Source organism: Planococcus sp. 107-1, from assembly GCF_021513255.1.
Taxonomy (GTDB): domain Bacteria; phylum Bacillota; class Bacilli; order Bacillales_A; family Planococcaceae; genus Planococcus.
This window is the reverse complement of record NZ_CP090977.1, coordinates 1,660,439-1,678,947: the sequence shown is the minus strand read 5'-3', so window position 1 is coordinate 1,678,947 and position 18,509 is coordinate 1,660,439. Positions and strand designations below refer to the sequence as shown.

21 protein-coding genes and 1 pseudogene are annotated in these 18,509 nt (G+C 44.1%); 11 read left to right on the top strand and 11 right to left on the bottom strand.

The genetic code is table 11. The annotated features are described in order from the left end of the window. Positions 1-3: 3 nt before the first annotated feature. The gene (locus L0M13_RS08850; RefSeq protein WP_235199164.1) at positions 4-210 is read right to left on the bottom strand and encodes a hypothetical protein; all 207 of its coding nucleotides are present in this window, start codon (positions 208-210) and stop codon (positions 4-6) included. A 145-nt stretch (positions 211-355) separates the two neighbouring features. Between L0M13_RS08850 and L0M13_RS08845 the strand changes: the two are divergent. The 8 genes and pseudogenes from L0M13_RS08845 (at position 356) to L0M13_RS08810 (ending at position 7,586) form a co-directional block, all read left to right on the top strand. Further along, a pseudogene (locus L0M13_RS08845) lies at positions 356-1,076 on the top strand (3-ketoacyl-ACP reductase). Positions 1,077-1,207: 131 nt separating this feature from the next. Further along, positions 1,208-1,654, top strand: coding sequence for an SRPBCC family protein (locus tag L0M13_RS08840; protein WP_235199163.1), 447 nt, complete (start codon positions 1,208-1,210; stop codon positions 1,652-1,654). A 300-nt stretch (positions 1,655-1,954) separates the two neighbouring features. After that, positions 1,955-2,461, top strand: a complete 507-nt coding sequence (locus L0M13_RS08835) for an AAA family ATPase (RefSeq protein WP_235199162.1) — start codon at positions 1,955-1,957, stop codon at positions 2,459-2,461. A gap of 164 nt (positions 2,462-2,625) precedes the next feature. After that, on the top strand, positions 2,626-3,279 hold the full coding sequence (locus L0M13_RS08830) for a Yip1 family protein (protein WP_235199161.1): 654 nt from the start codon (positions 2,626-2,628) through the stop codon (positions 3,277-3,279). 50 nt (positions 3,280-3,329) lie between these two features. Beyond that, positions 3,330-3,962, top strand: a complete 633-nt coding sequence (locus tag L0M13_RS08825) for a YIP1 family protein (protein WP_235199160.1) — start codon at positions 3,330-3,332, stop codon at positions 3,960-3,962. 166 nt (positions 3,963-4,128) lie between these two features. Next, the gene (locus L0M13_RS08820; RefSeq protein WP_235199159.1) at positions 4,129-4,950 is read left to right on the top strand and encodes an MBL fold metallo-hydrolase; all 822 of its coding nucleotides are present in this window, start codon (positions 4,129-4,131) and stop codon (positions 4,948-4,950) included. Beyond that, complete coding sequence (locus L0M13_RS08815; RefSeq protein WP_235199158.1) at positions 4,947-5,459, top strand: GNAT family N-acetyltransferase; 513 nt, start codon at positions 4,947-4,949, stop codon at positions 5,457-5,459. Before L0M13_RS08820 ends, L0M13_RS08815 begins: the two co-directional genes overlap by 4 nt. 120 nt (positions 5,460-5,579) lie before the next feature. Beyond that, positions 5,580-7,586: an ABC1 kinase family protein gene (locus tag L0M13_RS08810; protein ID WP_235199157.1), complete on the top strand. Its 2,007-nt coding sequence runs from the start codon at positions 5,580-5,582 to the stop codon at positions 7,584-7,586. 48 nt (positions 7,587-7,634) lie between these two features. Here the strand turns inward: L0M13_RS08810 and L0M13_RS08805 are convergent, their stop codons facing one another. From L0M13_RS08805 to L0M13_RS08760, 10 genes are all read right to left on the bottom strand, one after another. Continuing rightward, positions 7,635-7,823 (bottom strand): hypothetical protein, encoded by a 189-nt coding sequence (locus tag L0M13_RS08805; RefSeq protein WP_235199156.1) that lies wholly within the window; start codon positions 7,821-7,823, stop codon positions 7,635-7,637. A gap of 59 nt (positions 7,824-7,882) precedes the next feature. After that, complete coding sequence (locus tag L0M13_RS08800; protein WP_235199155.1) at positions 7,883-8,734, bottom strand: hypothetical protein; 852 nt, start codon at positions 8,732-8,734, stop codon at positions 7,883-7,885. Between the two features lie 486 nt (positions 8,735-9,220). Beyond that, complete coding sequence (locus L0M13_RS08795) at positions 9,221-9,610, bottom strand: VOC family protein (RefSeq protein WP_235199154.1); 390 nt, start codon at positions 9,608-9,610, stop codon at positions 9,221-9,223. 118 nt (positions 9,611-9,728) lie between these two features. Continuing rightward, positions 9,729-10,670 (bottom strand): ATP-binding cassette domain-containing protein, encoded by a 942-nt coding sequence (locus L0M13_RS08790; RefSeq protein WP_235199153.1) that lies wholly within the window; start codon positions 10,668-10,670, stop codon positions 9,729-9,731. Beyond that, positions 10,582-12,192, bottom strand: coding sequence for an ATP-binding cassette domain-containing protein (locus tag L0M13_RS18530; protein ID WP_311195649.1), 1,611 nt, complete (start codon positions 12,190-12,192; stop codon positions 10,582-10,584). The genes L0M13_RS08790 and L0M13_RS18530 overlap by 89 nt, the downstream gene beginning before the upstream one ends. Before the next feature lie 161 nt (positions 12,193-12,353). Next, on the bottom strand, positions 12,354-12,512 hold the full coding sequence (locus L0M13_RS08775) for a hypothetical protein (protein ID WP_235199152.1): 159 nt from the start codon (positions 12,510-12,512) through the stop codon (positions 12,354-12,356). Between the two features lie 115 nt (positions 12,513-12,627). Beyond that, positions 12,628-13,020 (bottom strand): hypothetical protein, encoded by a 393-nt coding sequence (locus tag L0M13_RS08770; protein WP_235199151.1) that lies wholly within the window; start codon positions 13,018-13,020, stop codon positions 12,628-12,630. A gap of 570 nt (positions 13,021-13,590) precedes the next feature. Beyond that, on the bottom strand, positions 13,591-13,935 hold the full coding sequence (locus tag L0M13_RS08765; protein ID WP_311195648.1) for a GNAT family N-acetyltransferase: 345 nt from the start codon (positions 13,933-13,935) through the stop codon (positions 13,591-13,593). Continuing rightward, complete coding sequence (locus L0M13_RS18525; protein WP_311195647.1) at positions 13,908-14,105, bottom strand: hypothetical protein; 198 nt, start codon at positions 14,103-14,105, stop codon at positions 13,908-13,910. The genes L0M13_RS08765 and L0M13_RS18525 overlap by 28 nt, the downstream gene beginning before the upstream one ends. A 135-nt stretch (positions 14,106-14,240) precedes the next feature. Next, positions 14,241-14,753 (bottom strand): hypothetical protein, encoded by a 513-nt coding sequence (locus L0M13_RS08760; RefSeq protein ID WP_235199150.1) that lies wholly within the window; start codon positions 14,751-14,753, stop codon positions 14,241-14,243. Between the two features lie 292 nt (positions 14,754-15,045). Here L0M13_RS08760 and L0M13_RS08755 point away from each other — a divergent pair, with 292 nt between their 5' ends. The 3 genes from L0M13_RS08755 to L0M13_RS08745 all read left to right on the top strand — a co-directional run bounded on the left by L0M13_RS08755 (position 15,046) and on the right by L0M13_RS08745 (position 18,490). Then, positions 15,046-15,966 carry an iron-hydroxamate ABC transporter substrate-binding protein gene (locus L0M13_RS08755; RefSeq protein WP_235199149.1) on the top strand — a complete coding sequence of 307 codons (921 nt, stop codon included), beginning with the start codon at positions 15,046-15,048 and terminating at the stop codon, positions 15,964-15,966. Between the two features lie 167 nt (positions 15,967-16,133). Further along, complete coding sequence (locus L0M13_RS08750) at positions 16,134-17,783, top strand: ATP-binding protein (protein WP_235199148.1); 1,650 nt, start codon at positions 16,134-16,136, stop codon at positions 17,781-17,783. Beyond that, entirely contained in the window at positions 17,780-18,490 is a 711-nt protein-coding gene (locus L0M13_RS08745; RefSeq protein WP_235199147.1) for a response regulator, read from the top strand. The genes L0M13_RS08750 and L0M13_RS08745 overlap by 4 nt, the downstream gene beginning before the upstream one ends. Positions 18,491-18,509 lie beyond the last annotated feature (19 nt).

The window sequence follows — 18,509 nt, the reverse complement described above, 5'->3', positions numbered from 1 at the left end:
GCTTCATTTTTTGGATTTTGTTGGAGTTGCCGCTGTTTCTTTAGTGTCTTTGTCGCGTTTCCAAAGGTAGAAGGAAAAAGCAAAAAAGAAAAGTGCTGTATTAAAGAAAAAGACCAAGTCGTTCAATGCGCCGTCAAGGAATACGATATTCAGCATGGTTAAAAGATGCATTAAGCCGAGCGTTAAGAGTAAAACGGTTGAAGTTTTCATAGAGCCATCCTTATCTGTCTGTCTTTCCTCTATTGTACCTCAAAAGTGGAAATCGGTCAGATAAGAAAAGCCGTATGGAATTTTTGCGTTTTAATTGAAATTCATTCAAACTGAAATTATGAATAAATGAAAAGGTGGAGATCGAATGGCACAATCGTTGACTGGGAAAACAGCATTTATTACAGGAGCGGGTAAAGGGATCGGACGAGCGGCTGCCCTTGCGCTTGCGAAAGAAGGCGTGAACCTCGGTTTAATCGCCCGCACCGAAAGCGATTTGCAAAAAGTCGTGGAAGAAGCTGAAAAAGAAGGCGTCCGTGCAGCTTTTGCGGTGGCCGATGTATCCTCGCTTGAAGAAGTGGAAGCGGCGATTTCGGCATTAACGGAAGCGCTTGGTTCGGCAGACATCCTGATCAATAATGCAGGCATCGGCAAATTCGGAACGGTTCTTGAAACTTCGCCGGAAGACTGGAAACAAGTCATCGATGTGAATTTAATGGGCATGTTTTATGTGACGCGTACTGTCCTTCCGCAACTTGTTGAAAAAAATGGCGGAGACGTCATCAATATTTCATCCATGTCCGGACTGAAAGGCGATCCGGGGTCGAGTGCTTACAGTGCTTCGAAATTCGGAGTGCTCGGGTTTACCCAATCCTTGTCGCAGGAAGTCCGCAAACATAATATCCGCGTTTTCGCTTTGACGCCGAGCCGGGTCATTACGGAATTCGGCGGTTCGACGGAAGAACCGGAAAACAGCCAAGAAAAGTTCATGCAGCCGGAAGACATCGCGGAATATATCGTAGCGCAACTGAAATTGCACCCGTATTTTCATTCCAACGTCTAGCCAATGGGCGACGAACCCGTTTTAAGAGGCGGCGGACAGTATTTGGGCTGGAACCGACAGTAAATCGCCGGCTAAGGACAGTATTTCCAGCCTGACGGATCGTATTTTAACGCGATAGGCAAGTAAATCCTTCATTTGGAAAAAGGAGCAATCACCGTGGTCAAGTGGAAAGAAGAAATCATCATCGATGCACCTATTGAACAGGTCTGGCAATTATTCATGGACCGCAACATCAAAAGAATCATGCCGAAAGTGGAAGAGCATCTGTTGCTTGAAAAAGAAGACGATACACTCGGCGCGAAGCATTCACAAAGCTATTATGCAGGCAGCCAGCTCGAAAGCTATCTCGTGGAAACGACCGCTTTTGAAGACACCCCTGAGCGCAAGCATAAAGCGGTAAAGTTTCTTATGAGCGGCATGTTCGAAGTGGAATACCGATATACGCTCGAAAAAATGGGCGAAAATCAGACGAAGTTCCACTACGAAGGCTCCAATAAAGGAGCGAATATGACCGCCAAAGCCATGCTGCTTGCAGGATCAAAGCGAAAACGCGAGGAAACAGTTCGCGCATTCATGGAACGGGTTAAAATAGAAGCGACATAAGCTTAATGATCAACTATCCTGGAAGAAATTGTAACGCAGCAGGTTGGTCTTTCTAGTGATTGATAAGAAAATTTTCTTCACCGTCTTTAACTCGTTAGAGAAAGTGTAAAAGAGCACTGAAACGGCATGGCAGCAAATAAACAATGAGCTCCTTTATATTTAAAATACATCAGCCTAAGCGTAATTTTCTTAGGCTGATGTATTTTTTTGCCCATTTTCGGCAAACTCGCTTTTTCCGTAAAGCTCTTCGGTATAATTGATGAAAGCACTGCCCAAGTCTGCATAAAGGCGTGAAAATCATTGAAAATCTACATAACGGGTTCGGTAGGGAGCGGAAAGACAACATTGGCAAAACGTTTGGCGGCTGAACTGGGTCTGCTCCATTTCGAGACGGATAATTTTGTCTGGAAACGTGCACCGGGCGGAGATATTCGGAACTCAGAAGAGCAAAGGAATGCTCATTTAGCGGAAGCATTGATGCAGCCGCAATGGATCGTTGAAGGGGTCCACATTGATTGGACGGACGCTGCGATCGACCAGGCAGATTGGATTATCTTTTTGGATCTCCCATTAAAAGAACGGAAGAGACGCATTATCAAACGATTTTTTAAACAACTAGCGGGAGTAGAGAGTGCAAATTATAAACCGAAATTCAAGATGCTCCAGAAGATGTTTACATGGAACCGCTACTATGAAGATAAGATGAAGCCCGAATTTTTAAAGAAATTTCAAGTTTATCCTAACAAAACTATTATTTCTAATTCATCGGAAGCAGCATTAACGACTATATTCGAAAAAAGAATCTAACTAATCGCTTTTCAAAAATACATGTAGAATATTACATAAGGAATAACCGTTTAAAAACAAAAAATGCCGTCAAGAAACTTAGAAGTAAAAGATTTCTATATTATTTGAAACCGATGTAGCTATACTACGTATAAAGACTATAGAGAATAGAGGGGGAAAGTCTTATGAATGAACAACATGAAACGACTTACAACAGCAAACTCAATCCATTTTTATCCGTGTGGTTGAACACACGGAACACGGTGCGTTATGTAATCGAAGAAAAATCGATGGTCTATGTTTTTCTGCTCATTTTGCTTGCGGGTGTCACCAGTACTTTTGTCAGCATGTACCAAGGAACAGATGGTATTGGGATTCCTATCGGGATCTTAATCGTAGGGAGCGCGATTATTTCGCCGATTGCTGTGGCAATCGGAATCGCTATTATGTCCGGCATCTATTTACTAGTCGGGAAAATGTTCCAAGGGACCGGAACCTATAACGAACTGTTTAAAGCGGTGACGACTTCCATGATTCCGCAAATCTGGCTGCTGCCGCTGTTCATCATTTTGATGATTGTTTCACCAGATTCGTTTTTCGGAAGCACTGAACCCGCTTCAAATGGCGCATTATTCTTTATGGCGTTTTCTGCGATTATTCTAGCCATTGTAACAGTGTGGGGGATTGTGATTCAGAGCAAAGCCATTGGGGAAGCGCACCGTATGTCCAGCTGGAAAGGGTTCTTCACCTTATTGATCCCATCGGTCATTATCGGATTTGTCGTTTTCGTTTTTATTTTCATCATCCTATTTTTGATCATTGGGGCATCGACAATTTAAGAGACTTCGGTCTCTTTTTTTATTAACTGAATACGGAAGGAGTGCAGGGAATGGACGAACTTGAGAAAGAACAGCAACTCAATCCATTTACAGCCATCTGGCTGAATACCCGCGAGGCGATTCGCTGGGTCCTGGCGACTAAAGCGTGGCCTTATTTTTTCTTTCTGCTTTATTTGGCAGGCATTAGCGTCGGATTTATCAGCTTGTCCCAATCCGCCATGCTTGAACTGCCATTGGAGCCAGCGCTGTTATTCGCTTTTGTCATTTCACCAGTTCTGCTTTTAATCGCAGCCGCTTTTATGTCAGCCCTTTATTTATGGTTCGGGAAAATAATGAAAGGCTCAGCTGCTTATATAGCCATTTTTAAAGCGGTGATTACCGGATTGATTCCGCAGATTTGGCTGCTTCCGCTCATTTTCCTTTTCTTGATCATTGCCCCCGAAATTTTCCTGTCGCAAACGCCGAAGGAGGGTCCGTTTAGGCTCTTTTTATATGCAGCGTATTTTTTGATTGTATTGGCTACAAGCCTTTGGAGCATCGTAATCCAGAGCAAAGCGATAGCAGAAGCCCACCGGATGGCGACTTGGAAAGGATTTTTGACTTTTCTCGTGCCAAGCGCCGTAATGTGGGGGATCATGACTTACGTAATTATTCTGCTCGTTTTTGCGTTAGCCGGTTTTTAAGGGAGACTTCGGTCTCTTTTTTTTTGCTAAAAATAATCATTTGTAGATTCTTATATAAGGAAAATAATATAAAAAACAAAAACGCAATAAAAGAAATTCTTCAAGAAGATGACAGAAAATAAAGCGATGCGTATGATGAAAGAAACGCGTTTTAAGGGGGAATACGATGTTAACCAGCTACGTTAAAGAAGGGGTCCTTTGTGCAGAAGGAACTATAGAGAAATACGGAAGAAAAGTATTTGTCTATTTAGTCGATGGCATGCTGATTGATTCAGGTCCTGAAGTACTCTTAACCGAACTCGAGCCTTTTTTTGAAGAACATGATTTTGATCAAGTGGTTTTTACCCATAACCATGAAGACCACACTGGGAATGCTGCATTTCTTGCAGAGAATTTTCAAGTCCCGCTATTGATGAATGAAAAAGGGATCTCGCTTTGCCTAGCGGACGGGGAGTACCCGCTTTACCGTCAGCTAATTTGGGGACAAAGAAAAGCGTTCACAGCAAAACCGATTTCAGAAGTGATCCGTTCGAAAAACTTGGAATGGAAAGTCATTTATACACCAGGACATGCTAGCGACCATGTATCGTTTCTAAACGAAGAAACTGGGCGTCTGTTTAGCGGGGATCTATACGTTTCGCCCCATACAAAAGTGACGATGGCAACAGAATCAGTTAAACAGATGATGGATTCTCTTGAAACATTATTGGCCTGCCACTTTACGCATTTATATTGCAGCCATGCCGGCTATTTTCCAAATGGCAAAGAAATTCTTCAACAGAAATTGGAGAAACTCCGCGAAATGACCGAGAAAATTTTACAACTGGATGCTGAGGGCTTATCCGTCGAAGATATCAATGAAGCCTTGTTTCCAGGGAACTACCCAATTGTTTTGTATTCGGAAAGAGAATGGGATACGCTCCATACCATACGCTCCGTCATCAAAGAGCTAAAACCGCTTTCGATAAAGGAAAATCATAACACATGAAGTTTTTAGCAGAATCAGACCGCTTAGGACTTGTCGTCATGGATGAACAGCATGTCGAAGGAGCTAAGCATTTTTGGGGCGATCCGGACGTGATGGCAGAATCCGGCGGGGCATCTAAACTGGAAAATCTTCCGGCGATTATCCTTGCTTACCGGCAATGCTACGAAGCGACAGGAATCACGGTTTTTGGCGTGATTGAAAAGCATTCTGGACAGCTCATCGGAGCATCTGGTTTTAACGGGACAGCCAATGACAAGAAAATCGAATTGATCTATCATTTTGCCGCTGCTTTTTGGGGGAAGGGCTATGCGACTGAAGCTGGTGCGCTTGCCTTGAAACTTGCTCAAAAACAGAATGGCATCCATTTGGTTTATGCATCTGCTGATCCCCAAAACAAGGCTTCACTGAAAGTGCTTGAAAAGCTTGGTTTTCACTACATAGACCACCGATGGTTTGACGATACCCAGCAAGAAGAACCGTATTACGAATTGGTCCTTCACCAAAAATGACGCTTGATAAGAGAAGGGTTTTTATGTTCTATCCGAACATGCCAGAATAATTTTGCTATACTGACAATATTGGGATATCAAAATAGAGCCGTCATTCTGAATTGGAAAGGAGGAGTTGCCTTGGTCTATGCTATTTTGCTTGCTGAAATTATTCTGATTACGATCTTTATTTATTTTGTCAGCGGGCGTTTGATGGGTGCCAAAGTCAATTTCATGAAACGCGTACTTTCGGTTACGATCGGTGTGGCGCTTACGACATTTGTCTATTGGTATTCCTATTTGCGCTATACCGATTTCATGAACGAAAGCGTCGTGGAAAATGCCGCCAATGTCAGCACAATCATTTGGATCGGCAGTATCTTATTGATCACCATGCTCCTGTATTTGCTTTTGGAATTATTCGATCCCATCGAACTCGGTTCTAGAGGTGAACGCATTACAGGGCGCAAGTTTATCTTGAGGCGCATCCAACACCGCTGGAGAAGGCAGAAACGCTTGAGCCAAGTGGTGGAAATTGCTGTTCGCAACGGGATATCTCGTGCCTTGAAGTACGCGCGGCATCGTGAAAATGACCGGGAACTGGCCATCGCTTTCCGGGATACTCTGGAGCAAAGCGGGGGGATATTCATCAAGTTTGGGCAAGTGCTTTCAACCCGGACTGAACTTTTCCCGCAGGTGTTCGTAGAAGAGCTTGGAACACTCCAGCAAAACGTTAAACCGCTCACAACGATCCAGGTCCAGACGATTCTTCAAAACTCCTTAGGCCATAAAATGGAGGATGTTTTCTCTTCTTTTGACATGGAGCCGCTTGCAGCCGCATCGATCGGCCAAGTCCATAGAGCCGTTCTGAAGAAAAACAACCAGCCCGTTGTCGTGAAATTGCTTCGGCCGGACATAAAGCGCATCATGCGGGACGATTTGAATATCCTCGTTGAATTTGCCGAATGGGTCACGAGTAAATCCAAATGGGCGGAAAATCTCGGGTTTAAAGAGCTGGCCATCGGATTTGCAGCGGGTTTGCGAGAAGAAGTCAATTTTGATATCGAAGCCCGCAATACGGTGCAAATTTCCAACGCCTTAAAAAATAGCCCTTATAAAGTCAAGATTCCCCATATCTACACCGAATACAGCAACAGCCAGCTTATTGTTATGGAACAAGTGATGGGCATGAACTTAGCAAAAGGACAGGAACTTTTCGATCGGTTTGATATTGATTCAAAAGAATTTGCCCGAACCATCCTATTTTCGTTCTTTGAACAAATGCTGTTTTCCGGAATTTTTCATGCGGATCCGCATCCCGGCAATATTTTCATCAATGAAAAAGACGGCTCTCCGATATTGCTTGATTTCGGGGCGGTGGGGCGCCTTGCGTCTTCACAGCAGGAAGGTCTTAACCTTTTCATCTTAGGCGTCCAGCAAGGGGATTCCAGTGTCATATACGATGCGATTACCTTGCTCGTTGAAGACAATCAGCACATCGACCGCCACCGGTTCGAACAAGCCATTGGCCAATTGCTGCTGCGGATTTCGTATGTGGACCGGATTCCGACAACCGAACTCATTCATTCGCTATTTGACGTCGTAAGGGATTTCGGTTTGTCATTTTATCCGTCGGTCGGTATCGCTTTGCGGTCTTTGATTACACTTGACGGCACTTTGCATTTAATCGATCCGACATTTGATATGTTCACAGAAGCGAAGACTTTTGCGAAAAAATATAAGACTTCTTTCCTCAAAAAGCCGTTTACGGAACCGAAAGCGACGAAAGAAAAAGTCGAAAGCGAAATGGCTGTCTTGATTCCGGAGCTGCTAAAACTGCCAAAGCGCGTCGACCGTTTAGTGGAACGGATAGAAAGCGGCAAAATCATTTTGCACCACGATGTGTTTTCCGATAAGAAAAACGCCAATTTCGTCATTCAATTATTCTCGCGTTTCGTGCTCCTCATGACGGGAATTACGTTCGGATTGGTTTCTGCCGCTTTACTGGCCATTGCCCAGTTCATTGAGACTGCCTATGCCGTCTATTTGAATACAGCAGCTTATACAGGCTTGTTCTTATGTGTAATCTTACTGGTGCGGTTATCCGTGCAGGCAATACGGGACATGAAACGCAGCAACGACGATTAATCGATAAAAAAACTCCCCTAAACTGGATTCAGTTTAGGGGAGTTTTGCTTAATTGGATTTCCGTTCGGCAATTCGTTTTACTAAAGCATCGGATTTGGTTACATGAACCGGTTGAATGAGATTGCCTTTAATGCTTGGTTTATCAGCAGTGCGGCTGCGCGACCGAATGGACGTCAAACGTTTTTCGGCACGCTCTTTAACCGATTTCTGTTTCAGTGGAGTATTTGCGCTTACCATCTAACATCACTCCTTTTTTTCATCATAAGGCATCAGGGCCATAAGGTCAAAAGAATCGGTTAGGCATCTGCATCCATTGTGGCGACGGCAATCAGCAATTCGTAATATTCCTGGTTTCTCGTGACCGTGTGATGCAATGTTTCGAAGAGATATTGGTCAAATAAATCAAAGAGGCTCGTATAGCTGCTGATGACGGTAATAAATTCCCTTTCGGCGGTTTGATACGCATAGACGAAATAGCTTTTCTTCATCACATTATCCGGATCTGCCTTATTGCTGATGACTGAAACGTTTGCTTCTCTGGAAGCTGCAATCAGCTCATCGAGTTCAGCAGGGGGGTTATGCGTGTATATGCTGAATGAAAAATTCGTATTTAACGGCGATTTCTTGTAACCTGCTTGAATTTCTTCCAGAAAATAAGCCAATACATCACGGAAATTGGCAGATTCGGCATCTAACAAGGCGATTGTCCGGTCTGTAGCATCTGAACTTGATAAATACGCCATCAATTTCGCTTTGGGGGCACTGACTTCGATCGTTTCAATGACCGTCTGTGCAGCTGCATCAACTTCGATCTCTAAATTGAAGAATTTGAAACGGGTAAGCCGTCTAAAAGCTAACGGAACTACCAGGAATAGCAGCATCCAAACCAATAGCATAAATAACCCTTTAAAAATGATCTGGTTGAAATTAGAGGCAAGAATCGGTTTAATTAAGACATCCAGCCACGAAGTTCCAGCGAGCAAATCAAGAGAGCGTGAATCATCCGATGTCAGCATAAGCAAGGCAGTCGGATTTTCATGGAAAGTAATAATGGCTAATGCGGCGGCTGCAACGGTCATCCATAGGAAGATGACTAGAATGCCGATGGTGTACAAATAAGGAATCAAAAAATGAATCCATTGGAACAAAGTTCGTTTCTCGTTGGCAGGTATCACTGGATACATCACTCAATTCGTATAGAATAGAAAAAGAACACGTAAATCATCATAGCATAAAGGCAAACAATCTAGAGAACGGAATATAAAAAGTAAGAGAGGAGTACGGAAGTAAAACGTACTTTTAAACGAAAAAATATTTAAGTTGACATAATATAAATTATCGGAAGTAGTGTTTCACTCATAAAGTATACTTAAGACAGTGAGACGAAATCGATTTTTATCTGGATTTTCATGATTTTTAGCGTTTTAGCTATTTTGCATTCAGTAAGTTCATTTTGCATATGTTGACGTTTATGTGGGGTTCATTTATTAATTTAACGAAACGAATTCGATTTTAAAAATCTCACAGCAAATTCTCAATGCCAAAAAATCCTCAATCCATCATTCATTCGGACAACTTTAATCGACTGATGATGCACTGAGGATTTTCATCGCTCTTCAAAATAACTTTAAACCTTACATAATCAATAAATTCCACCGGTGTCCATCCAGATCGCTGAATCCGGATCCGTACATGCCGTTTCGTTCTCCAGGCTCCGCAAAAACCTTTCCGCCTGCATGTTTTGCCTTTTCGGTCATTTCACGGACCTCTTGCTGCGAATTCATGGATATGGACAATAAAACTTCTGTAGCTTGCTGCGTATCTGCTACCGGACTTTCTGTAAATGATTGGAATGTCGTTTCCGGAAACAGCATAACCATCACTTGATGGTCGCCGACGACTAGTCCTGCCATGTCTTCACTATCAGCAAAGCGCTCATTCATCGTAAAACCAAGCGTTTTAAAGAATTCTCGCGACTTTTTCAAGTCTTTCACTGAAAGATTGATCCAAAATTCATTAGCCATTTTAACCGCTCCTTTTTCCAATTTAGTTAAAGAGGTTTTCTGCCTTTTTTCACCTTAAAAGGTCTAACCCCCGTAAAAACGGATAATTTATTGCTTTCTTAGCATTTTTCCGCCGTATTTAAAGAGGCTGCACGTTTAAGAAATTTCCAGTAAATGAAGTTGGATTTGCTGCAATTTGCTCCGGTGTTCCGGTTGCGACAACTTCGCCACCCGCTTCTCCTCCTTCCGGTCCCATATCGATGACCCAATCGGATTCTTGGATCATTTCCGTATTGTGTTCGACGATAATCACCGTATGGCCGGCGTCGACGAGTTTATTGACCAATAGCAGCAATTGCTTGACGTCATTTGGATGGAGCCCGGACGACGGTTCATCCAAAATATAAAGCGTCGGGCCTTTTACCGCCTTATTCAGCTCTTTTGCCAGCTTTAAGCGCTGCCCTTCGCCTCCTGATAAGGTCGTCAAGGTCTGCCCCCATTTCAAGTAGCCGAGGCCAACTTCAAGCAATAGCTTGATTGTGGAGACGATTTTCTTTTGGCCTTGGAATAACGGCAAGCTTTCTTCGATGCTGAGGTCCAGGACATCGGAAATGGACTGGCCCTCGTAATGGACAGCTAGCACTTCCACTTTAAAACGTTTCCCGGAACATACCGGACAAACGACTTCGAGGTCAGGCAAAAAATGCATATTAACGAACACGTATCCGAGTCCTTGGCAATGTTCGCAGCGGCCGCCTTCTGTATTAAAAGAGAAATGCTTTGCTGTTAACTGCTGCTCTTTTGCCGCTGGAAGATTTGCATATAAATTCCGGAGCCCCGTATAAATGTCCGTATAAGTCGCAATATTCGACCGTTGCATGCGGCTTAGTGCCGACTGGTCGACCGTCACCATGCGCTGGATAAATTCCATGCCCGTAATCTTCTCGTAGCCCGCTTTCTGATGATTTTTCTCTGCGCTTGAAGCCAGAAGATCAAATAGTAAAGTTGATTTGCCGGAACCTGATACCCCAGTAACCGCTATAAAACAGCCAATCGGAAACGAAACATCGATGTGCTTCAAATTGTTTTTTACTGCCCCCGTAATCGTGATGCATTCGCCTGTTCCCCGCTCTTCGCACGGTTTTCGGGAAGTACGGTTCATTCAAATATACGCCGGTCACAGATCTTGCCTGGGTGGCTAAAGAAGAAAGCGTACCTTCCCCAACAACTATTCCGCCGTTAATGCCGGCTCCCGGTCCGATATCAATGATCCAATCTGCTTCTTTCATGACATCGACATCATGTTCAATGACCAAAACCGAATTGCCATGGTCCCGAAGCTGCTTTAAGATCGACACGAGCCCTTCCGTATCTTTTGGGTGAAGGCCTGCAGTCGGTTCGTCAAGAATATACAACACCCCGCTTAAATCCGATCCGAGAACGGTTGCAAGACGCAGCCGCTGTGATTCGCCGCCTGACAACGTCATTGACGTACGGTCCATCGACAAATAGCCAAGGCCGACATGCAAAATGCGTTCCAATTTCACGCCGAGTTCAAAAACCAAGTTTTCCGCTATGGAGTTTTCCCGCTTTTCAAGGTCAGACTTGATGCGTTTTACCCAATCCAAAACTTGTTCCAGCGGCAATTTCGACACTTCTGTTATCGATTGGCCGGCAACAAGGACGAGCCGGCTTTCTTTTTTTAATTTGTCACCGCCGCATTCGGAACAAGTTTTCTGGTAGAAAAAAGCCGATTCTCCGGATTGGCCTTCTTTTTCAGCATAGCGCCGCCACATCCCGGTTAAGACCCCTTCAAAACGGCCTTTTGCGGCTGTTTTCGGAGGCGGAAGATCAGGAAAATGACGGCTGAACTCCGTGCTTTCTGCGCCGTAATAAAGCAGGTCCCGCTGAATTTCAGAATAATCCTTTAGCGGCAAATCGATATCGAAACCCATTCCGTAATATGCGCCTGCCGCAGTCAGTACTTGCCCGTAGTAAATGCCCATGTTGTCGAACCAGAATGACACCGCCCCATTCCGCAAGCTTTTCGATTCATCGAATACCTCTGCTACTTTGATTCCAAGCTTCTTTCCCAGCCCTGAACAATTGGCGCAAGCCCCTTCTACTGTGTTAAAGGAAAAATGGGCTTTATTTAAGGTTTTCATCTCAAAACCGCAAACAGCACATGGCATCGTTTCACTGCCTTCCGGAAGATCCGCAGGCTTTTTAACGAAAGAACCGCAATTTGGACAAAGTTGCCTGCCTAATTTTTCATAGATGACACGCAAATACGTATACATGTCCGTAACCGTGCCAACTGTCGAACGCGGATTGCGGTTCGTCGTTTTTTGCTGGGTGATGCCGATGGATGGCGAGAGCCCTTTGATCGACTCGACTTTCGGCTTATTGATGAAATTCGTTGCCATGCCGTTCATTTCAAAGTATTGGCGCTGGCTTTCCCGCTGCAAAATGTCAATGGCGAGCGTCGACTTGCCGGAGCCGGATGGCCCTGTAATCACGACAAATTGCTGTTTGGGAATTTCTAGAGAAATGTCTTTCAAATTATTTTCAGCGGCACGCACGATGCGAATGGTTTCAGTCATCTTAAAAGCCTCCTCCAATTAAGCCGGGGTACCGGCAGCAATTGCTTCTCGTGTTCTTCTTAACCATTTTGCTGCAAATTTGCTTATCAAGACTGGCAAAAAAGCCCCGAACCTTTACGGCCGGGGCTTTGGTTAAACATCTATATAACCGTTCTACTTACTTATTGAGCCACGTCAATGCTCGAAAATGCAGTTTCTTTCTCAGACTTCCGCTTTTCTTCTTTGTATTTTTTGTATCCTTCAATGTGATTCAAGTAAAGCTCCAAGTAGTTGATTGCGTTTTCTTCCATCTCGTTTGTTTCTCTTTGAATAATCGTCATTTTCATTTCCCCCTTATAATGGTCAGTGATTGTCTTGCGCACATACTGAATTTCCGTGGCTGAGGCTAAAATGGACGGATCTATTAAACAAAAATCTGGAATCCCGGTAAGAAGGTCAACTGGCCGCTTGGCCGGTTAATTGCTTGAGAGCCTGTGACAGCCGCTTTGCAAAGTCTTCAGGCGGCTCGGTGGTCGTTAACTGAATGCAAGTCAGGCCCTGAGCCGTTGTCTGTACTTGTGAGAAATTAGTCGGAAATGGAATCGGGTGCCGCCAAAGCGCCGTACTGAATGCTGAAATCTCATCAGCCAACAAATAAACGCTAGCTTGGTTGGTCGCTTCCCCGCTTTTAGCCAGTGGAGTGATTTCAAATGAACAGAAAAGCCGTTCCGTACCTTGAAGCATCCGCTTCGTTTGAAACCGGTAATACCCCTCCAGTAACTCTCCAACTGTTCCCATCCATAAACCGATTTTTTGTACCATTGCTTCTTCAAAAGAGATGCACACCATACCGATCCTTCCTTCCTTAAAGCTTGCCCTAATTATTATTCATTCTTAAAGATTCATTCTGGATGTTCATTCAACGAAATGACGACAAATTCAGAAAACTTTAATTAGTAAAAAAATATAATCCTTCTCCCTATATCTTTTAGCATATATTTAATTGCTTACTTCTTTCTTTTTTCTTTATTTCGTTACCAACAGACTATAATATCCTATATCTTTTGTAAATACTTAATTTTACGGTATTTTTCTATTCCCCTCCTTTTCAATAAAAAATGTTATTTTTTGATAGCTTTATGAATTATTAGATAATTCAAACTATTTCACGATATAGTTCATAATCCTTCTCCAAGTTCTGTTTTATAAATTTGGGGGAAATTCTCATTTCAAAAATGAGAATCATCGACGGTAAAAATTAAGGTTTCATTCTGTTAAATTTAATGCAAGATCCTTCGCAAAGTAAAAATAACTCATTTCCCACTTTCAAGGGTTTTGGAAAATAAAAGGAAAACGCTATACTCGGAAAGCAAAAAAAAATAAAAAATTTTTTATTTTTTTTTGCTTTCAGCTTTCATTTCACTTCTCATTTAACCGTTTTATCGATTTCCACCCGTAAACCACTTCTTCATATCGTTCTCCCGCAATCGTTTCAAGTTCCGTATGGATCTGTACAGCCCCCAAGGTTTCATAAAAATAGCGAGCGCTGTTTTCAGCTAGAACCAAAACCAGCATTGAATGGTATCCCCTATCAAGTAAGCTTTGCGCCACCTGTTTTACCAACGCTTTTCCGATGCCCTGCCCTTGAACTTCTTCCAGCAAGTAAATCGCATATAACTCGCCATCGTATTCTAAATAAGCACCGCTGCGTTCTTTTCCGCCAGCCGCAAAGCCGACTATCGTCCCTTTTTCGTTTTCTGCCACAAAACTTCCTGCTTCATGATTTGCCTGCTCCAACGATTTTCCCTTTCGCTATACGACATGCCGTCCAAAAAATGCTGAGGGACAATCTCTTTATACGTCGTCCGCCAACTATCGACGTGCACTTTCGCCATGCCTTTTGCGTCACCTGATTCCGCTCTTCTGATCTGCATCGGTATCTTCCTTTCCTAATCGAGTTTCTTCTATAGGAAAGAAAAATGAAGAAACCCGTATTGGAGTAAGTTCTGTCTTCTTAAAACGGTCTGATGATCATTAATTGATCAGTTCCCTGATTTTCTCTTCATTCGCTAAGAAAAACTGCTTGAATTCTTCTTCGTAGTCTCCGCATTTTTCTTTTCAAGATTTCCCGAAAGCGTGAGTTGATTAAATGTTTCTAAAATCTGATGATAGCCAATCATTTTTTTGTAATACTTCTCAGTCAGCTCTCCGTCTTTTGCATCGGTTATGATTTCTCTAATGCCGATTGGCAAATAAAAATCAAATTGGTCCTGTACTTTGTAGAAATATTCCATATTCGAAAAATAAATAAAGCCTGGTACTGCTTCGAGACCGGTCGGTAAACCAATCAGTTCATCCGATGCGCCGTAGGCATAGATCAAATCATCCGCGAGCTTCCGGGCATTTTGGGATTGATCGTATTCTTCAATCATGATTTGGAGAGCTTGCTCTACTGATGCATGCTGCAGCACATACTCTCTAATCAAAGCTTTCTCTACTTGCTGTTGTTGCCGGCCCACTAAAAAAGCCAATAACACGACCAGGACGGCCAAAACTCCGCAAGCCATCTTCCATTTCTTCATTGCATGCCCTCTTTTCTTTAGCTAACACTTTATGTAAAATTTTCCCTTGCCATTAGCGTACCACTCTTTCTCGGTCTTCTTCAATGCCTTTCAAACAATAGCAATCCACTTTTCCAATAGTCCGGGTTTTTCGGTAGCCTTTTCCTTTTAAATTTGGGTTTTCATCACGATTGTTGCTTTTCTGCCACTTAATTCGGGATTGACAGCAACGTCCTTTCAATTTATGATTTAAAAGTATCTAAATGAAAATGATTATCATTTTCAAGGATTATCGAAAGGGGAAAATAACCACATGAAAAAGCTATTATTGCCACTTCTTTTCTTCATGCTGCTTGTGCTTGCCGCATGCGGAAACACAGAAAATGAGGGAACCGCAGCAGATGCAGACAAAGAAACTGAAAAAGACACCATTACCTACGAGTCTGAAACAGGCCCGGTTGAAGTACCAAAAGAACCAAAACGCATCATTGCATTGACAAATGCACCAAACGTCCTTGCGCTTGAAGGAACAATTGTCGGAGTAGACGAATGGACAAATGCTAATCCGCTATTCACCGACAAACTAACGGATGCGGAAATCGTTACAGAAGATAACTTGGAAAAAATCATTGAACTTGAACCGGATTTGATCATCGCAGGCACTCACATGAAAAACTTGGACAAGCTCGGCGAAATCGCACCGACTGTCGCTTACACATGGGGCACTCTGGATTACTTGGATCAGCAAGTTGAAATCGGTAAATTATTGAACAAAGAACAAGAAGCGACGGATTGGGTTGCGGACTTCCAAGAACGCGCTGCAGCTGCAGGTGAAGAAATCCGTGCGAAAATCGGTGAAGATGCGACCGTATCGGTTATCGAAAGCGGCAACAAAGAATTTTATGTGTTCGGCGACAATTACGCGCGCGGCACAGAAATCCTGTACCAGGCCATGAAATTGAAAATGCCCGCTAAAGTTGAAGAAATGGCACTTGAAGCAGGCATCTATACCTTCTCTTCTGAAGTCCTTCCGGAATTTGCAGGAGACTATGTCATCCTCAGCAAAAACCCGGATGTCGATAACTCTTTCATGGAAACAGACGTATGGAAAAACATCCCGGCTGTGAAAAACGGCCAAGTGTTTGAAATCAACACGAAAGCCTCTACTTACAGTGACCCAATCACATTAGAGACGCTTTTGACTTTCTTTGAAGAATCATTTTTAGGCAACTAAGTTAAAAAGCCCCTGGATTCCAGCACTTGCAACCGAGTGCCGACATCCAGGGGCTTTTTTCTTTTCTTTGGAACTACAACCGGCGTTTTCTGCCTTTTCCTTCCTTTCACAGAGCCGCATTTATGCTATTATGGCAAAAGCAACTAGTCAGGAAGGAGAACTGCTGGATGATCCACTTTCCCAAAAACGGCAACAAAAAACGGACAGAGGCCCCGCGAAATCGGTTGAATTTAAAAATGAGAATGGTCTTGTTGATCGCTCTCCTGATTTTAACCGTTGTGGCAGTCATGGGCATTTTCCTTCATTATTTCGTTACCGATACCTTAAAAGGGCAACTCGGGGAACAAGCACTTGCCTTAGCGGAAAGCGTCGCACTCAATCCCGAAATTGCGGAAGCGTTCAATGAACCCGATCCAGCCTCCATTATCCAACCGCTGATCTCGCCTCTCCAAAAAGCGACCGATGCTGAATTTATCGTGGTCGGAAACACGGAAGAAATTCGCTATTCCCATCCGGTGCCTGAAAAAATTGGCCAAAAGATGGTTGGAGAAGATAACCAGGCAGCACTTGCCTACGGCAAATCTTATATCTCAGAAGCAACGGGGTCGCTCGGCAGTTCCTTGCGTGCGAAAGTCCCGATTTATGCAGATGGCGAAATCATCGGTGTCGTGTCGGTCGGTTTCCTTGCAACGGATATTCAGACCCTTATTGCAGCTTACAATCAGGAACTCTGGCTCATGCTTTTGCTGATTGCCGCAGCCGGATTTTTAGCGGCTCTTGGCATCGCTTCTTATATTAAACGCCTATTACATGGGCTTGAGCCGGAAGAAATCGCCCATCTTTTATTCCAAAAAGAAACGATTCTGCAGTCGACGCATGAAGGGATCATTGCAGTGGACGGAACGGGCCGCATCACATTGCTCAATCAAATGGCCAAGCGTTTGCTGTTCGGTGACGAAGAGCCGGAAGAAAAGCTGATCGGCGAACCGATTACAGAAGCCTTCCCTGACTCCGAACTGCCCGCCATTTTGAAGTCTGAAGAAAGCCGCTTTGACAAAGAGCGTATGTACGGCAATACGCCTGTTTACGTCAATTCCGGACCGATTTATGTGGAAGGTGAATTGGCCGGTGCCGTTTCCACTTTCCGCAATAAAACCGAAATTGACAAATTGACGAAAGAACTTTCTCAAGTTACGCAGTATGCACAAGCGCTGCGGTCCCAGACCCACGAATTCTCGAACAAGCTGTATACCATTTCCGGGCTTATTCATTTAAATAAAAAGCAAGAAGTTCTGGAATTTATTCAGCTGGAACGCCGTACCCAGCAGGAATGGCATCGCCATCTCGTGGATAAGGTACAGGATCCGTTGATCAGCGGCTTATTGCTCGGCAAATTCCATCAGGCGAACGAACAGCATGTGGCCATCACGATTGAACCGGAAAGCGGACTGGAGGCAGAACTGACCGCGTCTCAACAGCAAGCGATTTTATCAGCTCTTGGCAATCTTTTGGACAATGCATTGGAAGCTGTGAAAACAGCTCCATCCGATAACCGGCAGATTTCATTGTATTTCACAGACGTCGGCGACGATCTCCTGTTTGAAATCGACGATTCCGGGCCGGGTCTAGCAGATGCAGATGCTGAACGGTTGTTTGACAAAGGCTATTCTACAAAAGCCGGCAATGACCGGGGCTACGGCCTCCACACCGCTCATCGGTTGGTTGAAAGAGCCGGCGGCGACTTGCATCTGGAAGAAAGTGAGCTTGGCGGGACCTGTTTTGTAATTTCAATACCGAAAGAGGCGACTAAAAGATGAAACCGAATATACATGTACTCATTATTGAAGACGATTTTCGTGTAGCAGGCATTAACCAGGAATTGGTGGATCAAATCGAGGGCTTCCATGTAGAGGCCATCGCTAAAACCGGCGATGAAGCGATCGCTTTTTTGCAGCAGGCGGATCCTTTGCCGGATCTTGTGTTACTGGATGTCTACATACCAGACCGCTCAGGCCTTAGCTTGTTTTGGGAAATCCGCAGCGCCTATCCTAAAGCCGACATTCTTATGCTTTCAGCAGCAACGGATGCCGGTACGATTGAACAAACGATGCGCGGCGGCATTTTCGACTACTTGATCAAACCTGTGGACTTTAACCGTTTTCAAGAAAGTCTGCTCCGCTACCGGGATCAAAAAACGTTCTTCGCGTCAAAGACGGATTTGAAACAAAGCGACATCGATCGCCTTTTCGGCCGCCAGCAAAGCGGGATTTCTAAGGAAGCCGCTCAAGAAGAAGATTTGCCAAAAGGGATTGACGCCTTGACCTTATCTGACGTGCTCGAAGTGTTAACCTCTTCCCCTGCCCCTGGTGTGAACGCGATGGAAACCGGCAAAGCGGTCGGGGTCAGCCGTTCAACTGCACGCCGCTACCTCGAACATTTGGTTTCGACAGGCGATGCGAAAGCCCAGTTGAACTACGGGGAAATCGGCCGTCCCGAACGGCGATACATCCCGTGGACAAAATGAACAAAATGAACGCAAGGCG